18 protein-coding genes are annotated in these 22,649 nt (G+C 49.7%); 6 read left to right on the forward strand and 12 right to left on the reverse strand.

Going from position 1 to position 22,649, the window contains the following annotated elements; genetic code table 11:
• Positions 1–30: 30 nt before the first annotated feature.
• The 3 genes from cysD to queG all read left to right on the forward strand — a co-directional run bounded on the left by cysD (position 31) and on the right by queG (position 3,840).
• Positions 31–939, forward strand: coding sequence for a sulfate adenylyltransferase subunit CysD (gene cysD, locus EP25_RS0104565; RefSeq protein WP_031432802.1), 909 nt, complete (start codon positions 31–33; stop codon positions 937–939).
• A gap of 38 nt (positions 940–977) precedes the next feature.
• On the forward strand, positions 978–2,609 hold the full coding sequence (gene cysN / locus EP25_RS0104570; protein WP_031432803.1) for a sulfate adenylyltransferase subunit CysN: 1,632 nt from the start codon (positions 978–980) through the stop codon (positions 2,607–2,609).
• Between the two features lie 160 nt (positions 2,610–2,769).
• Positions 2,770–3,840: a tRNA epoxyqueuosine(34) reductase QueG gene (gene queG / locus EP25_RS0104575; RefSeq protein WP_031432804.1), complete on the forward strand. Its 1,071-nt coding sequence runs from the start codon at positions 2,770–2,772 to the stop codon at positions 3,838–3,840.
• Positions 3,841–4,024: 184 nt separating this feature from the next.
• Here queG and EP25_RS0104580 read toward each other — a convergent pair whose 3' ends face one another.
• Together EP25_RS0104580 and EP25_RS0104585 are read right to left on the reverse strand one after the other, a co-directional pair.
• The gene (locus tag EP25_RS0104580; protein ID WP_031432805.1) at positions 4,025–5,347 is read right to left on the reverse strand and encodes an HD domain-containing phosphohydrolase; all 1,323 of its coding nucleotides are present in this window, start codon (positions 5,345–5,347) and stop codon (positions 4,025–4,027) included.
• The gene (locus EP25_RS0104585; protein WP_031432806.1) at positions 5,335–7,101 is read right to left on the reverse strand and encodes a bacteriohemerythrin; all 1,767 of its coding nucleotides are present in this window, start codon (positions 7,099–7,101) and stop codon (positions 5,335–5,337) included. The genes EP25_RS0104580 and EP25_RS0104585 overlap by 13 nt, the downstream gene beginning before the upstream one ends.
• Before the next feature lie 177 nt (positions 7,102–7,278).
• Between EP25_RS0104585 and EP25_RS0104590 the strand changes: the two genes are divergently transcribed.
• Positions 7,279–7,683 carry an oxidoreductase gene (locus tag EP25_RS0104590; RefSeq protein ID WP_036300233.1) on the forward strand — a complete coding sequence of 135 codons (405 nt, stop codon included), beginning with the start codon at positions 7,279–7,281 and terminating at the stop codon, positions 7,681–7,683.
• A gap of 57 nt (positions 7,684–7,740) precedes the next feature.
• Here EP25_RS0104590 and EP25_RS22390 read toward each other — a convergent pair whose 3' ends face one another.
• Positions 7,741–10,317 (reverse strand): EAL domain-containing protein, encoded by a 2,577-nt coding sequence (locus EP25_RS22390; protein ID WP_051906387.1) that lies wholly within the window; start codon positions 10,315–10,317, stop codon positions 7,741–7,743.
• Positions 10,318–10,592: 275 nt separating this feature from the next.
• Here EP25_RS22390 and EP25_RS0104600 point away from each other — a divergent pair, with 275 nt between their 5' ends.
• The gene (locus tag EP25_RS0104600; protein WP_031432809.1) at positions 10,593–11,003 is read left to right on the forward strand and encodes a zinc-ribbon domain-containing protein; all 411 of its coding nucleotides are present in this window, start codon (positions 10,593–10,595) and stop codon (positions 11,001–11,003) included.
• Here the strand turns inward: EP25_RS0104600 and lpxB are convergent.
• From lpxB to EP25_RS0104625, 5 genes are all read right to left on the reverse strand, one after another.
• Positions 11,000–12,148 carry a lipid-A-disaccharide synthase gene (gene lpxB / locus EP25_RS0104605; protein ID WP_084190956.1) on the reverse strand — a complete coding sequence of 383 codons (1,149 nt, stop codon included), beginning with the start codon at positions 12,146–12,148 and terminating at the stop codon, positions 11,000–11,002. The two genes, EP25_RS0104600 and lpxB, sit on opposite strands and share 4 nt — an antisense overlap.
• Positions 12,149–12,411: 263 nt before the next feature.
• On the reverse strand, positions 12,412–13,506 hold the full coding sequence (locus EP25_RS0104610) for a DegT/DnrJ/EryC1/StrS family aminotransferase (protein WP_031432811.1): 1,095 nt from the start codon (positions 13,504–13,506) through the stop codon (positions 12,412–12,414).
• A gap of 12 nt (positions 13,507–13,518) precedes the next feature.
• Complete coding sequence (locus EP25_RS0104615) at positions 13,519–14,457, reverse strand: Gfo/Idh/MocA family protein (protein ID WP_031432812.1); 939 nt, start codon at positions 14,455–14,457, stop codon at positions 13,519–13,521.
• Between the two features lie 149 nt (positions 14,458–14,606).
• Positions 14,607–15,521: a hypothetical protein gene (locus EP25_RS0104620; protein ID WP_031432813.1), complete on the reverse strand. Its 915-nt coding sequence runs from the start codon at positions 15,519–15,521 to the stop codon at positions 14,607–14,609.
• Positions 15,522–15,560: 39 nt separating this feature from the next.
• Positions 15,561–15,824, reverse strand: coding sequence for a hypothetical protein (locus tag EP25_RS0104625; RefSeq protein ID WP_031432814.1), 264 nt, complete (start codon positions 15,822–15,824; stop codon positions 15,561–15,563).
• A 535-nt stretch (positions 15,825–16,359) separates the two neighbouring features.
• Between EP25_RS0104625 and EP25_RS0104630 the strand changes: the two genes are divergently transcribed.
• Positions 16,360–17,280 carry a hypothetical protein gene (locus EP25_RS0104630; protein ID WP_235185841.1) on the forward strand — a complete coding sequence of 307 codons (921 nt, stop codon included), beginning with the start codon at positions 16,360–16,362 and terminating at the stop codon, positions 17,278–17,280.
• A gap of 84 nt (positions 17,281–17,364) precedes the next feature.
• Here the strand turns inward: EP25_RS0104630 and EP25_RS0104635 are convergent, their stop codons facing one another.
• Genes EP25_RS0104635 through EP25_RS0104650 form a run of 4 tightly spaced genes read right to left on the reverse strand, consistent with a single transcriptional unit; the run spans position 17,365 to position 22,571 of the window.
• Positions 17,365–18,864, reverse strand: a complete 1,500-nt coding sequence (locus EP25_RS0104635) for a phytoene desaturase family protein (protein ID WP_031432816.1) — start codon at positions 18,862–18,864, stop codon at positions 17,365–17,367.
• Position 18,865: 1 nt separating this feature from the next.
• A complete protein-coding gene (locus EP25_RS0104640) occupies positions 18,866–20,461 on the reverse strand; it encodes an aldehyde dehydrogenase family protein (RefSeq protein WP_031432817.1) in 1,596 nt (531 codons plus the stop codon).
• Positions 20,458–21,987, reverse strand: coding sequence for a phytoene desaturase family protein (locus tag EP25_RS0104645; RefSeq protein ID WP_031432818.1), 1,530 nt, complete (start codon positions 21,985–21,987; stop codon positions 20,458–20,460). Before EP25_RS0104645 ends, EP25_RS0104640 begins: the two co-directional genes overlap by 4 nt.
• A gap of 11 nt (positions 21,988–21,998) precedes the next feature.
• Complete coding sequence (locus EP25_RS0104650) at positions 21,999–22,571, reverse strand: methyltransferase family protein (protein ID WP_031432819.1); 573 nt, start codon at positions 22,569–22,571, stop codon at positions 21,999–22,001.
• Positions 22,572–22,649: the final 78 nt, after the last annotated feature.

Here is a 22,649-nt window from a genome sequence, read left to right on the forward strand (position 1 = left end):
TTAAATGCAGGCAGTGGACCGGATACATTAATGACTGATTATAAATTAACACACCTGAAACAGCTTGAGGCTGAAAGTATTCACATCATTCGCGAAGTGGCGGCGGAGTTCGATAAACCGGTGATGTTGTACTCTATCGGTAAGGATTCCGCGGTCATGCTGCATTTGGCAATGAAAGCCTTTTATCCCGGCAAACCGCCTTTTCCGCTATTGCATGTGGACACGACCTGGAAATTCAAGGAGATGATCCAGTTTCGCGACCAACTCGCGAAAGACCTCGGTCTCGATTTATTGGTCTACATCAACGAAGATGGCGTCAAACAAGGCATCGGCCCGTTCACACATGGCAGTAAGAAACATACCGATGTGATGAAAACCGATGCCTTGAAACAAGCCTTAAACAAATATCAGTTCGATGCTGCCTTCGGCGGCGCCCGACGTGACGAAGAAAAATCCCGGGCCAAGGAAAGGGTATACTCGTTCCGCGACAAAAACCACCGCTGGGACCCTAAAAACCAACGTCCCGAATTGTGGAACATCTACAACGGCAGAATCGACAAGGGCGAAAGCATTCGCGTCTTCCCATTGTCAAACTGGACCGAACTGGACGTCTGGCAATATATCCATCTGGAAAACATTCCCATCGTGCCGTTGTATTTCGCCAAGGAACGCCCCGTGGTTGACAAGGACGGCATGCTGATCATGGTCGACGACGAGCGCATGCCGATCGGCCCGAACGATAAAATAGAAATGAAAATGGTGCGTTTCCGTACCCTGGGTTGTTATCCATTGACCGGCGCGGTGGAATCGACCGCGACCACGCTGCCTGAAATCATCCAGGAAATGCTGCTGACCACGACGTCGGAACGTCAGGGCCGCCTAATCGACCATGACCAAGCTGGCTCGATGGAGCAGAAAAAAAGAGAAGGTTACTTCTAAGCTAAAGGCCGACCACTTTTACAAGATTCAGAGAAAAAATGTCCCATCAATCAGATTTAATCAGCACCGACATTAACGCCTACCTGGCGCAACACGAACGCAAAGAACTGCTGCGATTTTTAACCTGCGGCAACGTCGACGACGGCAAGAGCACATTGATAGGCCGACTGTTGCATGACTCCAAGATGATTTACGAAGACCAACTGGCCGCAGTACAGGCGGACAGCGTCAAATCCGGCACGACAGGTGCCGGCAAAGTCGACCTGGCTCTGTTGGTGGACGGGTTGCAAGCGGAACGCGAACAAGGCATCACGATCGATGTCGCCTACCGTTATTTTTCCACCGCGACGCGCAAATTCATCATCGCCGACACACCGGGACACGAGCAGTACACCCGTAACATGGCGACCGGCGCCTCCACCTGTAACCTTGCCGTAATCCTGATCGATGCCCGCTACGGGGTGCAAACCCAAACCAAACGCCACAGTTTTATCGCGTCGTTGCTCGGCATCAAGCATATCATCGTCGCCGTCAATAAAATGGACCTGGTCGGCTATAGCGAAGAAACCTTCAATAATATTAGAGAAGATTATCTGAGCTTCACTCAGGCACTGGATTTGCATGATATTCATTTTCTGCCTATTTCGGCCCTGGACGGCGACAATGTAGTTAACACTAGCGGCAACATGCCTTGGTTCACGGGCAAACCGATGATGGAACTGCTCAACACCATCGAAATTGCCAACGACCGTAATTTTGTCGACCCCCGTTTTCCGGTGCAATACGTCAATCGCCCCAACCTCGATTTTCGCGGCTTCTGTGGCACCATCGCCTCCGGGGTTTTCCACAAAGGCGATCAAATCACCGCCCTGCCCTCCGGCAAAAGCAGCCGCATCAAATCGATCGTCACCTACGACGGCGAGTTGGAGGAAGCATTCGCCCCGATGGCTGTCACCTTGACGTTAGCAGACGAAATCGATATCAGCCGTGGTGATGTCATTGTCGCGAACAATTCGTCCAAGCCGATGGTGGCCGACAAATTCAAGGCCAATATCGTATGGATGACCGAAAAAACCATGACGCCTGGTCGTCAATATACGATCAAGCTCGCCACTCGCAGCGTTCCAGGCTCGATATCGACCATTCATCACCGCATCGATGTCAACACGTTGGAACATCATGACGCCGATGAACTAAACCTGAACGAAATCGCTTCCTGCACCGTTTCGGTCAACGCGCCGGTTGTTTTCGATCCTTACAAACAAAGCAAGGGCACCGGTTCCTTCATCATTATCGACCGCCTAACCAATGTTACCGTCGGCGCCGGCATGATCACCGGCAGCGCGGACGTGTCGGACCTAAAACCGGTTACCGCCGAGGACCGTGCCGCTCGTTACGGCCAGAAGCCTGCCGTCATCTCCTTGACCGGCAACCATGGCGCAGAAACGGCCTACCTCTTGGAAAGAAAATTGTTCGACACCGGCCATGCCACGACGGTATTGGAAAACCAAGCAGACAACTTAGCGGTACTGCTTCCGGTCATCAAACATGCCGGCTTAATCAGTATTTGCGTCGATTGCGCTGCCAATGTCGCCGATTTAACCTTCGATACCGATCGGGTTGATTTGGATGGCATTTACAATGCGTTAAAGGACAGCGATACGATTTGATGTCGCTTACGCACAGTCTTCTGCCGACTGCGGATATTGGCTGTAGCCAGAAAATAGGTTCAGGGCCCAAGGTTCAAGATTCGCTCTTTATCGCACCTTGAATCCTGGACCTCTCAACGTGATCCTTAGTCATTCATACGCACCCTTTACCTTTCATTGAATGGCCTCAAAAAATTCACCGAACCCGATTCAACTCGCCCAACAAATTAAACAATGGGGTCTCGAACTGGGTTTCCAACAAATTGGCATCAGCCAAACCGATTTATCCGAAGCCGAACAACATTTACAAAACTGGCTGGGCCAGGGCTATCACGGCAACATGGAATACATGAGCCGCCACGGCTGCAAACGCAGCCGACCGAAACTGTTGGTGGAAGGTACACGCAGCATTATATCCGCGCGCATGGATTACCTGCCGGAACCTCAACAACAATCCGATACTCAGCTGAAAGACCCGACAGCCGCCTTCATTTCCCGTTATGCCTTAGGCCGCGACTACCACAAAGTGATCCGTAACCGGCTGCAAAAACTGGCCAACAAGATCGAGCAGGCCATCGGCCCATTCGGTTACCGCGCCTTTGTCGACAGCGCGCCGGTATTGGAAAAAGCCATTGCCGAAAAAGCCGGCCTGGGCTGGATTGGCAAGCATTCCAACCTGATCAACCGCAAGGCTGGCTCCTGGTTCTTTCTGGGGGAGATTTATACCGACCTGCCGCTGCCTCATGATGAACAAGCCTCTGCGCACTGCGGCAGTTGCAGCGCCTGTCTGGAAATCTGTCCGACCCGGGCGATCGTCTCCCCTTATCGAGTGGATGCCAGACGCTGCATATCCTATTTAACCATCGAATTGCATGGCGCCATTCCTGAAGAACTAAGGCCGCTGCTCGGCAATCGCATTTATGGCTGCGACGACTGCCAATTGATTTGCCCTTGGAACCGCTTTGCCCGGCTGAGCAAGGAGAAAGACTTTAACCCACGCCATAACCTTGACAAGATTCAATTACTTGAATTGTTCGACTGGAATGAGGAGGAGTTTTTACGCAAGACGGAAGGATCGGCCATCCGCCGCATCGGACACGAACGCTGGCTACGGAATATTGCCGTCGCACTAGGCAACAGCAACAGCCGTGACGTAACCATTACGCAAGCCCTATCTCGACGGCTACACCATCCTTCCGAACTGGTCAGGGAACATGCACAATGGGCGTTAGCCCGCTTAAAGGCAAATTAAGCGCCTATCCCTTTGGGATATAGTAGGAAAATCAATGACTTATTTTATCAGACCCGGAAAACAGTTACAATCTTAACAAAGACAATCCGATTATTTTTTCGATCGAGAACTTCATTGAATCGTCGGCGAAAACCCGCTCCCCGGCGGGGCTGGAAAAAGCATAATGCGCATCGGCTAGCGGCCCTTAACGTTTTTCATCACTGGCATTTCCCAAGCGAACTCTTATCTCCAATTTATCACCGACTCTTTCCCGCAAGGCGACAATTTCATATATTTTTCCCTTATCCAGGATACAGTCTTTCAGAAACAGGCGGCCCTCGTAGCGGATTTCCTCGACCTCCATGCCTGGCTCTAGCTTGGTCCAGGAAATCTCCACGACAGGCCGTACTGCTTGTTCTTCCATTTGCGCCAACACTTCCAAAAAGGCTTCGACAACTCGCGGATCGTAAAAAGAATCTTTTTTGTTGAGGAGGCGGGAAATCACGTCGGCCACGGTCATCGAATGGCCGGTCATCGAGCCATCCAAATAGGCAACATAATCTCTGACGACCGCCAAAATCCGGGCACCCAGCGAGATTTGTTCGGCAATCAGGCCTTGCGGATAACCGCTACCGTCATAATGCTCGAATTGATGCCGAATCATTGTTGCCGCCACCTGCAACGGTATCATGTTTTTCAACAACGCCTCGCCCTCCAAGGCATGGGCTAAAAAAAGCTCTCGCTCCGTGCTGGTCATCGAATAAAAAGGTTGATTCAACAAACTTTCATCCAGGCCGATCTTACCGATCTGCAACAACAAACCGGCATAGAGAATATGCTTCCTGTCTTCCTCCTTTATCTTCAAATGATCGGCCACTTTCAGCGCCACCTCGGCGATATATTTCGCGTGACCACTTTTAATGCCGGGACGCATCTCGATGATGCGGGAAAAAGTCTTGATAGTATCAGTATACTGTTTTTTCAACATTTTATGCGCATGATCCAAATATCGGTACGACTCTTCCAATTGCATCGTGCGCTGTTCAACTTCCGATTCCAACTGACTATTCAATTCCTTTAGTTGGTCATTTTGACGGTTAATGATCTCAAACAGCCGCTCTCGCTCTTCGAGCAAACGTTTCTGCAGCAGTCCCCGGCCGACGATATCTTTTAATTCCTCGTCGTCCCACGGTTTTTGGCAATAGCTGTAGATTCTGCCTTTATTGACTGCAGAAATAGTCGATTCCAAATCGGCAAAGCCCGTTAACAAGATACGAATGACTTGCGGCCAACGTTCGGCAACCCGTTGCAGGAATTGAGCGCCGTCCATCTCCGGCATGCGCATATCGGAAATAACCAGATCAATTTGTTGTTGTTCCAGAATTTGCAATCCCTCCAAACCGTTGTTTGCCAGGTGGACCTGATAATCGCCACCACGGAATAAACGGCGAAGGGATTTCAACACATTATTCTCGTCATCAACGAACAGCAATCTAGCCGGCTGATGTTCACTGTCTATGTTATACATATACTTTCTTCCCTACTATCCAACGGAAAATAGACCCGAAAACGAGTACCTTGCCCCACTTTGCTATCCAACTCGATTTCTCCGCGATGATCCTGAATAATCTTATAGGTCAACGATAACCCCAAACCGGTGCCTTCGCCTACCGGCTTCGTGGTGAAAAATGGATCGAATATTTTGCCACGAATGTCTTCCGGAATACCCTTGCCGGTATCTTCCACCTCTACCCATATCCAGTCGTCATCCTTTCGGCCGGTACGGATAGTGATATCGCCAAAATCCTCGATGGCATGGGCCGCATTCACCAATAAATTCATAAAGACTTGATTGAGTTGTGACCCGACGCATTCGAAAAGCGGCAGGCCGCTGTAATCCTTGTGAATACGCGCTTTGTATTTCAACTCGTTGTAAACGATGTTCAACGTGGCATCGAGGCCTTTTTCGATATCGAACATTTCCCGTTTCTGCGAGTTAACACGGGAAAAATTACGCAAATCTTGCACGATTTGCCGAGCGCGCGTCGCTCCTTCCATCGACTCCTTAACCAGGTCCCGTAAATCCTCGTGTAAAAAATCCAACTCCTTTTCTTTGCTAAACTGATTGAAGGCGACAACTTCATCGTTATTTTCCGGCAGTTGCGCCGCCATACCCTTGGCCAGCGCGGTGACTTTTTCCAAATCGACCAAATATTGTTGCAAGGTATGTAGATTAGAATTGATATATCCAAGGGGATTATTGATCTCGTGAGCCACTCCCGCCGCTAATTGTCCGATCGAAGCCATTTTTTCAGATTGCACCAACTGTCCCTGCGCTTCCTTTAATTGCCGATTCAATTCGATCAAATCATCTTTATCCTTGGCCAGTTTCTTATTCGATTCCTGCAATTCCTGCGTACGTTCCTGGACCGCCTGTTCCAAACCTTGCTCTACCGTTTTTTGCCGGGTAATGTCGATAGCACAGCCCATGAATCCAGCGAATTGTTTATCCTTGCGGACTCTCGGAACGACCGTTTCCAGCAACCATCTTACGCCGCCATTATGATCATGGACCCGATATTCCCTTTCTAATCTTTGTTGTCGTAATATGTTCGAGGAATAATCGTTAACGACCCGTTGGCGATCTTCCGAACAAATAATCGACGGCCAATTTTTCGACAATAGCTCACAACTGAGCCCGCTTAATTCCCGCCATTGTTTGCTGCAATAAATTCGTCGGCCTTTCTCGTTACTTATCCAAATATAGGCGGGCAAGCTATCCGCCAATTCCTTGAAGCGACTTTCGCTTTCCCTAAGGGCGCCATATAAGTTGTAATTCAACACATCGACTTGACCGTACTGGACACCAGATTCAGGGGCGACATGCAATATTGCCCGAGCCATTTTCTTATCCTCTCCCAGAATATGATTAACCATCCAGCCCACTAGAAAATCGAGTAATTCGTCACTGACTTTTTCCGGATCGCTGTGGCATTGACCCTGTTCCTGACGAATTTTTTTCAGAAAAGCAATATGATTGGCTTGATGAGTTTTAAAGTCTTGCGAGTCATAGCCCTTAAGCAACATATACTGTTCTTCGGAGGTAAAATGGTAATGCGTGTAATCGATTAACTCGTCAAACAGCGTAATGATTTGGCGCAAATTTCCATCAATTTCCATCCCATCATTCAACTCATTGATGATATTTACGAGTTTCCGGTGTTGTTGGTCAATTTCTTCGATGCCTAGGTTATAACTTTCATTCCAAATGATAATGGCCATCGTCCCCTCGCTTAAAAGTTACTTGGTTTTATTCCCTGTATTAGCGAATATATAATCAGACTTGCAAATTGATGGATACGGCAATATGCCGGGATCCACCGAACTGGAAAAAACGGTTACGAATCGATGCAGTAATAACTATCAACCATTAAGATTTATTTAACTAAAAATAGCACAATGACAGAATTAGCAAATGAACTTAGGGGATTAAGCGCCCTGTTGGAATCGTCATTCCCCAAAAAATGCAATGTTTGTGGTCGTGAATATCGCACTGCCCAGCAATTCTTGCAGGAAACACGGGACCTTCCAAGCGCAAAATCCTGTTTGAAAGAAGCTGTCGAAGAAGATGGGACTGCGATTGTCGAGGTGTTCAGAAATTGTATTTGCGGTTCGACCCTGATGGATGAATTCAACAATCGTCGTGACGACACGAAGGCAGGACAACGCAAAAGGGAGAAATTTGCCGATTTGTTGCAACAGCTGATCAAACAAGGACTCGATCCGCAGGTTGCCCGCTCGGAACTACTGAAAGTTTTGCGAGGTCAACCCAGCCAGGTTCTAGATGATTTGATTTCAAGATAATCACGCTGTTTCGGTAGTTATTAGCCATTGGCCACCCCCCACGCGCATGGGATTGATTCAGCCAATGTTTCGATTGGTTACTTGAGCCAACAAAATAGCCGTCATTCTTTCAGCGGAAAGCGGCCGGCTTAGATAATATCCTTGAGCCATATCGCAATGCAGTTGGATCAAACGATCCAACGCAGCTTTATCTTCCACGCCTTCGGCAACAACCACCAATCCCAGATTATGGGCCAACCCAATCGTCGATTTGACGATAACCTCATCATTCTCGTTACCGGCCAAGTCGGTCACGAAGGTTTTGTCGATTTTTAATTCGGCAATAGGTAGCTGTTTTAAATAAGCCAAAGACGAATAACCGGTACCAAAATCATCGATTGACAATTTTACCCCCACCCCATGAAGCTTGGTCAATATTTTCAAAGCTTGTTCGGGACGCGACATGATGGAGGATTCGGTAATTTCCAGTATAATTCTATCAGCCGTTATTCGATAGGCGGACAATAACGACATGATACTTTCCACCAAATCGGGATCAAGTAAATTACGCGTGGAAATATTGACGGCGATTTGTACGTCAATATCTTGCTCCTTCCATTCACTGCTTTGACGAACAACCTCCTCTAACACCCAATGCGTAAAAGGACGTATCAGCCCCGTTTGCTCGATCATCGGAATGAAATCGGCTGGCGGAATCATTCCCTCAACAGGATGCAACCAGCGGGCCAACGCTTCTACTGCGTTAATGTTCCCGCTTGCTAACTTCACCTTGGGTTGAAAATACATGACTAATTTACCTTCATTGATCGCTTTACGCAGTTCTCCATGTAACCTCAGGCGCCTGACGCTGAAGGGATCGTTTTCCGGATTGTAAATACTAAAACCTATTGTTTCATGTTTGGCGACATTAACCGCAATGTCGGCGTGTTGTATCAGTTGAGATGGCGTATCGCCATGATCCGGAAAAAGAGAGATTCCGATCGCGGCTTCCAGTTCCAATGGTATACCTTCAATTTCGAACGGCGGTTCGAAAATTCTTTGTATCTTTTTGGCGACGACCGCTAATTGTTCCCGCACTAAGGCCGGCATGACGATCACAAATTCATCCGCCCCCAACCGTGCCAAGGTATCGGACTCCCGAATGCTTTTTGCCGTGCGCGCGGAAACTTCCTGAAGAACGAGGTCACCGTTATGGTGGCCTAGCAAGTCATTGATCTCACGTAAACGAATCACATCGATGATTAGTACCGCTAGGCAGCTTGCCTCCCGTTTCGCTATCGACAAAGCATGTTCCAAACGATCTTGCAATAAGGTTCTGTTAGGCAAGCCAGTCAACCCATCGAATAGCGCCTTATGCTCGAGTTCCTCGATATAACGTTTACGTTCACTTATGTCCTGACTAATGACGAGAAAGACCGGCACTTTCTCCTCTCGACACAAGTGAACGCGTAATTCGACAGGATATCGACTCAAATCCTTGCGCCTAAACTCACTCTCGAAACTAATATTTGTTTTCTCATGGCGCAGCAAAGGACCAAGCAATGCCGCCAGCTGTTGCCTCGTAAATTCCGGCATCAGATCCAGTAGCGTCAACTCTCGTATTTCTTCTAACGAATACCTTAAATTATGGCAAGCCCCAGCGCTTACTTCGACAAAACGCAGGTTCTCGCTATCAATGATATAAATTTCATTCCAACTATGCTCGAAAATCCTACCCATCCTAGCCGCACGGATTTCGGCCTGTTTACGTTCGGTTATATCATGCACCACCGCAGTGATTTTATTGGGTCTTCCCGAGCTATCGTTAATAAGCTCGGCGCGATGGCGTAGAATTCGTTGACCGCCATTCGGTCGAACAATACGGTGGATTAATTCATGCGTCCCCCCTTTGTTGAAGAGCGACTTGATGAAAGACCTGAAATCTTCGCGATCTTCGGTATGAACCAATCCAATTAATTGTTTATATTGCCAAGACGAGACAACAGAGTCCACTCCCAGTATGCGTGCGGCTTCCTCGGAACATTTGAGTTTCTTGCCCGACAAATCCCATTCCCAGTTACCCAAATGGGCCATTTGCTGGGCGATACTTAAAGCTTCATGGGTTTTGTCCAGCCTATTGACCGAAGAGTGTAATTGCTGAGTTCTATGTTCGAATTTGGTTTTAAGCCGATGATTCAACTTTTTCAACCATTCATTTTGACGATCGATAATCGCGAACAGCTGCGCCCGTTCCTCGAGCAAACGTTTCTGGGCCAATCCTTTAGCGACTAACGCCTTCAGTTCGTCTCCATCCCACGGTTTATGACAATAACTTAATATTTTCCCCTTATTGACTGCGGCAATAATAGCCTCCATATCGGCATAACCGGTCAACAGAATGCGAACAGTGTCCGGCCAACGTTCCGCTACTCGCTCCAAAAATTCAGCCCCATTCATTTGTGGCATACGCATATCGCAAATGATCAGATCAATGGGTTGTGTTTCCAGGATGTTTACCCCTTCTTCTCCACTGCTTGCCAGGTAAACCCGAAACATGTCGCCACAAAATAAGCGTCGTAACGCCTTAAGCACATTGATTTCATCATCAACGAACAACAATCGGGACGGTTTGATTTCTATTTTAATGTCATTCATCTTAGTTTTATCGACGTCTCGGCATGGTTAACGGCCAACATCAGGATCCATGTTATTCTACCCAGCGAATAACATTGATGCTCAAAGCTCAGGGATGATCAACAGTACGGCTCGAGTTGATGTGGCTAATGACAACTAACAGGCAAGGCCTATAATTACAGCATAATGAATGATAGAAACTTTTCGACCGAGTAAGGAAAGTACTTTAAACATAGCATTTACATGAATTTTTGTAGACTGTCGATCAATATTTAAAAACAAGGAAAGATTGCATGATGAAAACCTGCCGTGAATGCAACCATCAAGTGAGCGAAAGTGCGATATTTTGTCCCAATTGCGGCGCCCCCTATCCGGGCCAAAAGCATTGGACTGGTTGGGGCTGGGAATATAAAAGCACAACCACTATCGGCACCTTACCCTTATTACATATTTCCTTCAAATATCGGCCGAATCGAATGCCAGTCGTGGCGAAAGGTGTCATAGCTATAGGTCAGTTTGCGGCAGGCATGATCACTATCTCCCAGTTTGGCGTGGGCATAATCAACTTGAGTCAGTTCGGTATCGGCCTGTATGTCGTGGCCCAGTTCGCCTTGGCTTATTCATGCATTGCCCAGTTTGGCCTCTACCTCGAACAAGGCTGGGGACAATTTGTGCGTAGTATTACTCAAATACTGGGCCTAAATTAAGCTTCCAGCATGCGCAAGGCCAACTTAGCCATATTCCTGGACCCCCCTCCCTCTCCTAATTTCGTCTTGACCGCGTGTAATTCGTCAACTATCGTTTCGCGGTACTGATGATCCTGCAATATGCGTTCGATTTCCTCGGTTAACGTTGTGGCGTTGACATTATGCTGGATCAATTCCTTAACGATCGCTTTGCCGGCAATGATATTCGGCAAACCTATAAAGGGGATCTTGACCAGCATGCGTCCCAACCAATAAGTCAACGGCGACAATTTATAGGCAATGACCATGGGCACGGCCAGTAGTGCGATTTCCAGTGTTGCCGTGCCGGAAGTCGTCATGACTGCATCGCAACATTGGATCGCGTCATAGGGCTGGCCTTTGATTACCTTTATCTCGGCAGAACTCGCATCAAGATAAGTATTAAGCACTTCGTCATCGATCGAACCGGCTTGGGGCAATAAAAATTGCAGGTCAGGATATTTTGCGGATAATAGCTCCACTGCATCGAGCATCACCGGCAACATGCGTTTGATTTCATTCATGCGGCTTCCCGGCAAAATACCCACGACGGGCCGGGATTCATCTAAACCGAACAGTTGCATGTCCTCTTCTTTGCTACGCAGCGGGTGAACTTTGTCTACCGAGGGATGGCCGACGTAGCGAACCGGAATCTTTTCCGCCTCGTAATATTGGGTCTCGAACGGAAAAATCACCGCCATCATGTCGATGGCCTTGCCATAGGTAACCACCCTGCCTGGCCGCCAGGCCCAGACTTGCGGACTGACATAAAACAAAACCTTGATGCCCTGTTTTTTGGCAAACTGGGCCAATTTCAGATTGAATTCCTTGTAATCGACACAAACCAGTAAATCCGGTTTTTCCGACCGTAACAGATTTTTCATGTCGGCCAATGCGCGGCGAATCTCGCCGTAATGTTTCAGCACTTCAACCAAGCCGATCACCCCGATCGTCGATGAATCGATCCTGACATCGATACCCGCTTGACGCATTTTAGCGCCCCCCATGCCGATACCGCGAAGCCGGGGTAAATGTTTTCTCAATTCCAGAAACATATTGGCGGCATGCTGCTCGCCAGACGTTTCACCGGCGCTAAACATAATGGTTAACGATTGATCCTGCGACACATTATTACCTGCGAATAAAAAAGGCCAGCGCGATGGCTGACCTTAAAATAAAAGATTGGCTTGATAAACATACAATCCAAGTTACTTTGCATTGAGAAACATCGTCAAGCAATGATGCGCGGCCTAACGGCAGCACACCCAACACTTTAGGCAGCCTCTAAACATAACGTTATGCGAATTTGGCATCATACATTTTCAATAACTTACACACATCAAAATAGCCAAATTTTGAATTATTAGTGGCTGCCTTTAGGAAGTTATGGTTAAGACAAGGTTTCCCGAATCACCGAAACGATTTCCTCGACGTGGTCGTCGGATAAATGCGAACAGATCGGCAGGGAGAAACAATTCGCCGCAACCGACTCGGTCACCGGCAGCGCAACCCCCTTGCATTCATCTTTAAAGACATTCTGTTGATGCAGCGGCACTGGATAATAAATAGCGCAGCCGACCTGCTTGTCTTGCAATGCCTTGATTACGTCATCGCGGCGTTCGCACAGCAAGGTATACTGATGATAGACGTGTTCGCCGACGCCGTCCTCGTAAGGCGTGGTCAACGGTAAATCGGCCATCAAATCGGAATATAAATGAGCCGCGTGCCGGCGCGCCTGGTTGTATTGGTCGATGCGTTTCAATTTCGTGCGAAGAACCACCGCCTGCATTTCGTCCAATCGGCTGTTGAAACCGATCACGTCATGGTAATAACGCACATCGGAGCCATGGTTGCGTAGCTTTTTGACCATCGCCGCCGTAGCGTCGGAATTGGTCGTTACCAAGCCACCGTCACCGAAAGCGCCCAGATTCTTGCTCGGAAAAAAACTGAATCCGGCCGCGTTACCGATCGAACCGGTCTGCCGTCCACCGATACGGGCACCGAACGATTGGGCGCAGTCTTCGATCAGTTTCAAACCATGCTTGTCGCACAGCGCCTTGATCGCGCCCAGATCGGCCGGCTGGCCGAACAGATGGACCGGCATGACGGCCTTAGTTCGCGGCGTAATGGCTAGTTCGATATTTTCGGCGGTAATGTTGAAAGTAGCGGGATCGATATCGACAAAAACCGGTTTGGCGCCGACATATTTAATCGCTTCGGCCGTCGCAATGAAGGTAAACGCCGACGTGATCACCTCGTCTCCGGGGCCGATACCTTCCGCCAACAAGGCCAGATGCAGCGCGTCGGTGCCAGAAGCGCAGCCAATCGCATGTTTGACCCCCAAATAGTCGGCCGCCTCCTGTTCGAAAGCCTGTACATTCGGCCCGAGAATAAAGGAACATCTGTCAATCGTTTCGGCCAGCCCCTGTTCGATCTCGTCTTTGATTTCCGCGTACTGCGCCTTCAGGTTAACCATTGGTATCATAATTAAAGCCCTTTAACTGTGAGTTAATAATTGCGTGATTTGAATGGCGGTTTCCAGCGCCCGTTTACCGGCTTCCCCCGAAACCAATGGATTTTCCCCGGTTTTTATACAGTTCACGAAATGCTTGATTTCCTCCAACAACGCATCGCCGTTTTCGAAAACCGACTCTTCCGTTTCGATTTCGGGAATACCTGGGAACATCTCCTTGCTGCCAGTTTGGTGTTTAACCAACACCCGGTTTTGAAAATCGACCGAAACATAGGAGCTAGGGCGGAACATGCGCATCTTCCGTTCCATTTTCATGCTAATGCGACTGGCCGTGACATTGGCCACGCAACCGCTTTTAAACGTCAAACGAGCATTGGCGATATCCGTTCCTTGAGTCAACACGGCGGTACCGCTGGCGTCAATCCTCTCCACTTCGGAACCCACCAGCGCCAAGATAATATCGATATCGTGAATCATTAAATCCAACACGACGCTGACATCGTTGGCGCGCGGATTAAACGGCGACAGGCGATGGGATTCGATAAATAGCGGTTTTTCCTTAATTTTCTCCAGCCCCATGACCGCGGGATTAAAGCGCTCTAAATGGCCGACCTGTAAAATGAGATTTTTCTCCTTGGCAATGGCGATCAAATCGTCGGCTTCTTCGACGGTGACGGTAATGGGCTTCTCCACCAGCACATGGGCGCCGGCATTGAGAAAATCCTTCGACACGGCATGATGCAAACTGGTCGGCACGACAATACTGACCGCATCCACTTTGCCCAATAATGGCTGATAATCGGTCAAGGCCTCCGCGCCGAGCTTATCGGCAACGCTCTTGGCCGCCTCTTCATTGATATCAACGACCGCAACCAATTCACAATCATCTAACGAAGCATATTTCTCCGCATGAAATTTCCCTAAATATCCGGTGCCGATTACAGCGCATTTCAGTTTACTCATAGACTACTCATTGTGGTTAACGCATCCCAAGAAAGAGCTTTCCGGGCAAAACTGGGCCTATTGTAACATTACAATTACACCTCAATAAGGAAATAGTGTTTTGACGATACAATGCGAAAAGCCACGATATACCGGTTTATCAAACCCTCTCATCGCGTCAATAATTTCATCGCATCGGCATTACTGATATCCCGGCGAAAATATCCCCGCGCCGGGGCCCCGGCGCTTCTGCCTATGCAACGGACCGAAACGGAAAGTTTTTGCCCTGGGGCATTATCGTTACCGCCAGCAAAACCCACCAGGGAAGGAAAAGGCTTGGCCCCTTCAAATATATGGCTTTGCGCAATCCAGCGCCCCTCGATGTCATCGATGATGGTTTGCATCTGAGATTCGACACCCAACGCAAACTCGGCATTGGTCGGCAAACTCCAAAATCCGCGCGGCTCGACCGCGCGGCACCCTGTCCTCGCCGTTTGTAAATCGGCCTGACTCCAGCCCGATAACCGAAAATCTTGTCTGCCTCCCCAAATCATGCCGCTATTGTTTTCCAACCAGGCCGGACTGCCCATTACCGTGCCAATCCGCCAACTCCCGCGGGCAAAATTTTCGTCGAACGGCAGCGTACCGGCAAAACGGCCGGGCGAAGGAGTTAACTTTGCCGCACTGTTCGTGGAGTCGATTTCCGCAACAGACGGCCGTTCCCTTCGATCGAAGTCGGATAACTTTGTCGTCATTTCATGCCATATCGCCCCGCCGAGAAAACCGCCATGCGGCAACGGCAAAAGGATCAATAAGGTCGACACCAAGATGATCATGCCGGTAACGGCTTTAATGTGGTTATAAAAACTACCGGTCATGAGAACACAAACTGCATAAACGAGCAGGAAGCACCACTCAGCGGGTCCCGAATGGCCGACCGCCTCGATAGCATGATTCCTTTCGATCCATTGCCAGAAAGGTTCCAGTACCAAAGTGAGTATGAACGCCAGCGGCAGCAACGCAATCAGCAGGACGATGAACAAAAGAGCTGAATATATCGGCTGTTTAATGCGCCTGCTGTTCATGCTAATTTACAGCAAACCAAGAAGATCCATAAGGCAGCTTCAAAATAGCTTTTCCAGATAAAATTCTTGCGGATCGGATTCGCAAACCCGTTTGCGCAAAAGCCCTTTTTCCTCCATGGCCGTAATGGTTTCTTCGACGAATTTTCGTTCGAAGCTACAAAAACACCCATAAATAAACCGCTTGGGACAAAACGGGCAAGGCTTGCCACAATCCGGCTGAAACAATTGCTTCATTTCCTGGTCCCAAACGTCGATAGCATGCAAAATCAGTCGTTCCGTATGTTCGCTATTCCTGGTCATCATCACACTTCCCCCCTATCCCGGCCAAGACATTCCGAACGTTGACATTAGCATTGATTCACCTCGGATCGCAATCTACACATTATTTCTATGTCGAGCATCATGTGCATTATCCGCTTCAGCCAAATACCTGAGAAACGAAAATCTTTTTACGGCACCGCAAAAGAACAAAATAGTATTTTGCGCAAATTTTGTACAATTTAAATGTATGGCTGAAACGATGCGGCTTCCCGCTATTCGATAAGCCGTTGCCCACAGAGTTATCCACAGCATTTGTGGAAATCTGGGAATACACTGAGAAAATGCTGATTAATTTAGTGTTTCCTGGAGTGCAGGGGCGTACGACCAAAATCGACCGCAATAAGCGACTGATTTTGCGAGGTTAAAGGAAACGTATTTTTCTTAACCGGGCGCTGAGAAATCCAGCACGGATTAATACAGAACTGCCCTAAATATTAAAAAAGTTCTTATCGTCAGGCCTTGTGTTGAATCGAATCGTCGATAGACTGCTGACTATAACGATAATCAGGAGTCTGTCATGGCCGCCCGTTACCGCCGTTTCCGCGATATTTCCACCAGCGAACGAATTTTGGATACGTTGTTTCTGCTGACCATCGGTTTGGGATATTTATTCGCCTTGACCCACCTTTATTTCACCCATAACAGCCGTGACGGGCAGCCCGGCATGTCCGTCGACGATGTCATGATCGCCTACTATGGCTCGCACGATCATAGTCGGCTAGGTGCCGCCATCAATGGCCCAATGGAACCAAATCTGCGATCGAAAGCCGATAAATTGGTCATACTGAAATGGCTGCAGGACGGCAAGCATGAGGATGAATATCGGGAAAAAGTAGCGCCGATACTCGAACGGGATTGTCTGTCGTGTCATCGCCCGAGTATCAACGAAAGCATACCCGATCTGACCCATTACGAAGCGGTGCTGGAAGTCGCCGATGCCAACGGCGCCTCGTTGCCCGCCCTGGTCAAAGTCTCCCATATCCATCTGTTCGGCATCGCCTTCATCCTGTTCCTGATCGGTAAAATTTTTATCCTGACCGAACTCAACCCGCTGCTGAAAAGAACCATCGTGGCCATTCCGTTTGTCGCCATGGTCATCGATATCTTATCTTGGTACATCACAACCTTCATTCCCTGGTTCGCTTATGTCGTCGTGACCGCGGGCGGCCTGCTTGGCTTGTCTCTAGCGGTACAGATCCTTGTCAGTCTCTATCAGTTGTGGTTTTATCCCTTCCATCCATCGCTGGAAATCTCGCACGATGAACAACTGCGCATTCAAGCTTGCCAGGAGGAGTTGGCCGAATTCGGCTATGACATGATGCCGGAAAATAAAGGTTGGTTGATTCGGGAATCGTTACGCACCTGGCATTTTCTCACCAATGTCGAGGAATTGGAGGAATATACCCAGGAGGTCAGAGAACGCCATCAAGGCGATTAACATCATTGAGTTTGACAACTATGGCTTGGCTAAAAAAACGCCAATCCCTAACCAAGATTAATCTATCCTTAGATTAATCCATCCTTATCGTGCCAAATCAGCCAATATTTTGTCGCGTGCCAGCATGCCGGACAGCGTCACCATCGGCATGCCGCCACCGGGATTGACGCTACCTCCGACATAATAAAGATTGCGCAATTGACGGTCGCGTTGCGGCGCCTTGAAGCCCAAATTTTTGAAACGATCCGACACCACGCCGTAAATTGCCCCCTGGTTGGAATAGTAGTGCGATTCGATATCCAGCGGCGTCCAGGTTTCCTCGCACACGATCTGTTGGCGTAAATCGCTCAAGCCCATGTTTTCCAGCTTATCCAACACCCGCTCGCGAAATGCCAGATAATCTTCGCGCCGTAGCGGCCGGTCCGGGTCCAAATGCAGTATATGTGGTAACACCTTGATGATCTCGCACCCTTCGGGGGCCTGCCCCGGATCGCTCTTGACCGGCGCCACGACATACAGCGTCGGGTCGTCAGACAGGCGATGTTGATGAAATGCCGCCTCGAAATGTCGTTTCGGATGTTCGGAATAAAAAAAGTTATGATGCGCCAACTGCGGATAAATCCGTTTCACCCCTAAATGCATGACCAAGCCGGAACAACTGGGGGCAAAGCGGCGCAACGCTTTTATTTCCTGCTCGGAACGTTGCAATAAGCGGCGCGCGGCCGGAATGACCTCCATGTTGGAAACTATGATATCGGCGGGGACCACCTCGCCGTCACGTAGACAAACCGCCGCTGCCCGGTCTCCTTTCAAATCGACCCGTTCCACTTCACAGTTGAGCCGAATCTCGACGCCCAATTCCCGGGCCAACCTTTGCATCGCCTGGGCGAGCCCATACATGCCGCCCTTGACATACCAAAGTCCGTATTCGAACTGGATGTAAGGCAGCAAATTCATCAGCGCTGGCGCGTCGTAGGGAGACGAGCCGACATATTTGATGAAGTAATTAAGCACATCGACCAGTTTCGGGTTGCTGATGAAGCGTCTGACGCCCTGGTCCATTGATCGCAACACATCAAAATCCCACAGGCTGCTTAGGACGCCGTAATGACCGAGCAGTTCCCCCAGACCGTCCAATCCCTTGGCAAAATAACCTTTTTCCACGGCCCGGCCGAGCCGCCTCGAATAGGCCATGAAACGCTCGAATTCGGCGGTCGACTTGTCGTCCAGCTTTTGCAATTCGCGCCGCATCGTCACGGGTTCCGGAGTCAAATCGAATACCGTACCGTCGGCAAAAAAATTCCGCCAGTGCGGCTCGACCGCTTGAATGGCGACATAATCCTCCATGTTCCTTCCGGCCTGCTCGAACAAGCGCCGGAAAATATGCGGCATGGTTAAAATCGAAGGCCCTAGATCGAAGGTGAAACCTTCTTTGCGCAATACATTCAGCTTGCCTCCCACTTGCCCGTTTTTTTCCAGCAATTGAACGGCAAAACCTTCACAGGCCAGGGAAATGGCAGCAGACAATCCGCCCAGGCCCGCCCCGATGACGACAACGCGTTTCTGACTTTTTGGTATATTCATGTCAATAATGCCTTCTCGAAATCAAACACAGAAAATTGCGCCAATATTGCCGCAGGTAAAAACCCGCGTATTGCCGCATGGCCAACAAGGCAGGCCAATTGCGCTGCATGCGCTGCAGCCAAGTCCCACTTCCAAAAACAAAATCGACATAGCTACGCAATTCCTTGTAACCCTGTTCAGTATAAGGAAACCAATTGGGTTCGCGCTTCAGGCGGCCGCGATTAACCATTCCCGACACCGTATAGGTAAAGCTTCGCAGGCCCTCCGCGCCATGGTAACGACCGAAGCCGCTATTTTTGATCCCGCCGAACGGTAAGCCCGCGTGACCGATGTTCTTGAGCAGGTCATTGACGGCCCAATTACCGACGCTTAATTGCTCGGCCACGCGTTGAGCCTTGTCGAGATCGCGACTCCAAACGCTGGCATTGAGGCCGAATTCGCAACGGTTAATGCGGGTTATCGCTTCCTGTTCCGTTGCAAAAACCATCACCGGCAGCAAAGGACCGAACGTTTCCTCCTTCACGACCCGCATGTCCTCATTAACATTCCATAAAATAACCGGCCGTAAATAATTGCCGTTTCGTTGCAATGGCCCCGATGCCCGGGCGCCTTTAGCCAGCGCATCGTGATAATGCGCCTCGATCACGGCCAATTGTTGTTGCGATATGATCGGCCCCGCATCGCCCTCGCCGTCTTGCCCTAGCGTCAACTTAACCACCGCCTCGCACAGTCGCTCAACAAATGGCAGGTAAAGGCTGTCCTCGACATAAAGCCGTTCAACCGCGACGCATACCTGTCCGCTATTGCTGAAAGCGCCGTACAAGGCCGCATTGACGGCACGTTCTTGGTATGCATCGGCAAACACCACCATGGCGTCTTTGCCGCCCAATTCAAGAATCAACGGAATCGGGTGACGCGCAGCCTGATTCATCACGCTGCGGCCGGCGTTCAGGCCACCGGTAAAAAAAACCAGGTCGGGTCGCTGCTCGATCAGCTGCCGCCCGGCTTCCGGTCCGCCGATGATCCATTGCACCAAACCTTGCGGGATCTCCAATGCCGCAAACAGCTCAACGATCAATTCGCCGATCGGCAGGCTCAATTCGGATGTCTTGAAAACCACGCCGTTACCGGCAATCAATGCGGACAGCAAGGGATACAGGGTTAATTGCAAGGGAAAATTCCACGGCGAAATAACCGCAACCACGCCATAAGGCTTATATTCGTAGCCGGCAGTCGCGTCGGGAAACATCAGAGCGGAAGTGCTCACCGCTTGCGGGGCAAGAATTGCCGCGGCATGCTTGCCGTAGTAATCCAGCATATGCAGCAACGGATAGATTTCTCCCAGCAAAATCTCGGTCCGGACCTTGCCGGTAACGCCGGCCAAACGATCGCTGATTGAGTCAATATCGGTTGCCAATCGATCGCGTAACGGCGACAACGCAGCTAAACGCCGTTCGATGCTATAACCCGCCCAGATTTCGGCGGCCTGTCGAGCCGTGGCGATGCGCTGACCGATTTGATCGATTGCTGTCTCGCGATAGGTTTTCAGCAGGCGTCCATCAACGGGACTCGTTGCCTCAAACACCCTTCCGCTCATCGCATTTGCTCCAACCACTCATTGTTTGGTTCTGCTGAAAAATCGACGCCGTACTTCCGGCAAATCATGTTGGCGGAAATACGGGCCGATTCATAAATCGTCGGCAATCCACTGCCCGGATGGGTTCCGCCGCCGACCAGATAGCACCGTTCCAGCTCTTCGAATCGATTGTGCGGGCGCCAATACAACATCTGACTGAATTTATGCGACAGGTTAAAGGTCGCGCCGAGAAAAACGTTCTCATCGCTTTGCCAATTTTGCGGCGTGATGATCTTTTCGTATTCGATATGATTGCGCACATCGTGCAACCCCAGTCTGCCGCCGAGGTTATCGAGCACCTTTTCGCGGATCGTCGCGCACTGTTCGGACCAGTCTATGCCGCTTCGATTATTGGGCATCGGCACCAAAACATAAAGCGCCGACTTGCCGACCGGGGCCAACGTATCGTCGCTGGCACAGGCATTCTGCACATAAAAGGAAAAGTCCTCGGACAAAGTTTTACGGGTAAAAATATTACTGACATTGGTTTTGTAATCGCGGGCGAACACGACATTGTGGTGCGGAATATCATAGCGTTTGTCTAACCCAAGATAGAGCATGAAGGTGGAGCAGGAAAATTCCTTTTGCTCGAGTTTGGCTCGACTGTATCGTTTCAGTACGCCGGGCTCGACCAGTTCGCTCATCGCATAGGCGAAATCGGCATTGACGATGACTTCATCGGCGGCCACTTCGGTCCCGTCCTCCAGGCGGACGCCTTTGACCAATTTATTGTCAATCAGCAATGACTTCACTTCCACGCCGGAATGAATGGAACCACCCTGCTCCTCGACCACTGTCGCCATTGCCGACGAAATTCGGTTCAGTCCGCCTTTAACGTGATAAATGCCATAACGATGCTCGAGATAAGACAACATCGTGAACAAGGCCGGACATTGCCATGGCGACATTCCCAGATATTTGGCCTGAAAGGAGAAGATCAGGCGCATTTTTTCTTCTTTGAAATATCGGCCCAAATTGGAGAAGACGCTGTCCTTGACCGCCAAATGCGGCAAAGCCTTGAGCAAATCCTGCGACAAAAAGGATTTAATGCTTGAATAATCGCGCGTGATGCAAGGATACAGATGGCGGAAGCGCTCGCCTTCCCGCTGCAAAAAATGGTCGTAGCCAGCCGGACTGTCGGGAAAAACCTTCCGTAACTCCTGACGCATCAATTCCGGATCGGAATAGATTTGAATCTGCCGGTCATCGAATAACAGCCGGTACATTGGATCGAGGCGGATGAAATCCAGGTAATCGGCGCTGTCGCGGCCGCACAATTCAAACATTTCATCGAGCACCCCTTTCATCAACAGGAAGGTCGGTCCAATGTCGAAAACATAACCGCTCTCGCGCAAGGCTCTGTTGCGGCCGCCTACAGTGGTATTTTTGTCGAACAGGGAAACCCTGAATCCACGGTGACTCAATAACATCGCGGCACATAACCCCCCGGGACCACCCCCAACGATGACGATATGTTTTTCAGGCATTGTTCATCCTTTCAATACAGATACGGAAATAGTTTGCGAGTATTTTGGCAGTAGTTCCGATAATCCTGACCAAAATGGTTCTGTAACCAACGTTCCTCCACGTCGATTCGCTTCAGCAACACCCCAAACAACGGAATCAACAAGACGGCAAAGGCTAAAAGATCGCCCATCGCAAATCCCGCCCCGGCAAAACTGACCAGCAGACCGGTATAGGAGGGATGCCTGATATAACGATACGGCCCCGTTTTGATCAGGACATGCGCAGGCTGAATGCCGACCCGGGTAGTGAAAAAACGGCCGAGCGCCGACACCGCGCTATAGCGGATAACCAAGCCCAACAAAAACACCCCAATCGCCAGCGGCTGCCGCAGACCAGTCGGCCAAGCAATGGGCCATTGCTGTTGTTGTTTCAGCCATAAGGCAATCGGCAACGACAGACCTATGACCAGCCACAGCAAGGCATCGCCCGCATGACGGTCGCCGGAAGACTCGGCCAGGGCATAGCGCGTAGACGATGCCACCCGCCACTCCGCGCCGATCCAAACCAAGGCCATCATCAACCATAAAGACTGTATCACCGACATAGACCGAACCTAATTACAGATCGCCTCGAGCCGCTATAAACGTAAAATTGTCACGGCTATAATGACGAGTATTCCATG

Source organism: Methylomarinum vadi (assembly GCF_000733935.1).
GTDB lineage: Bacteria > Pseudomonadota > Gammaproteobacteria > Methylococcales > Methylomonadaceae > Methylomarinum > Methylomarinum vadi.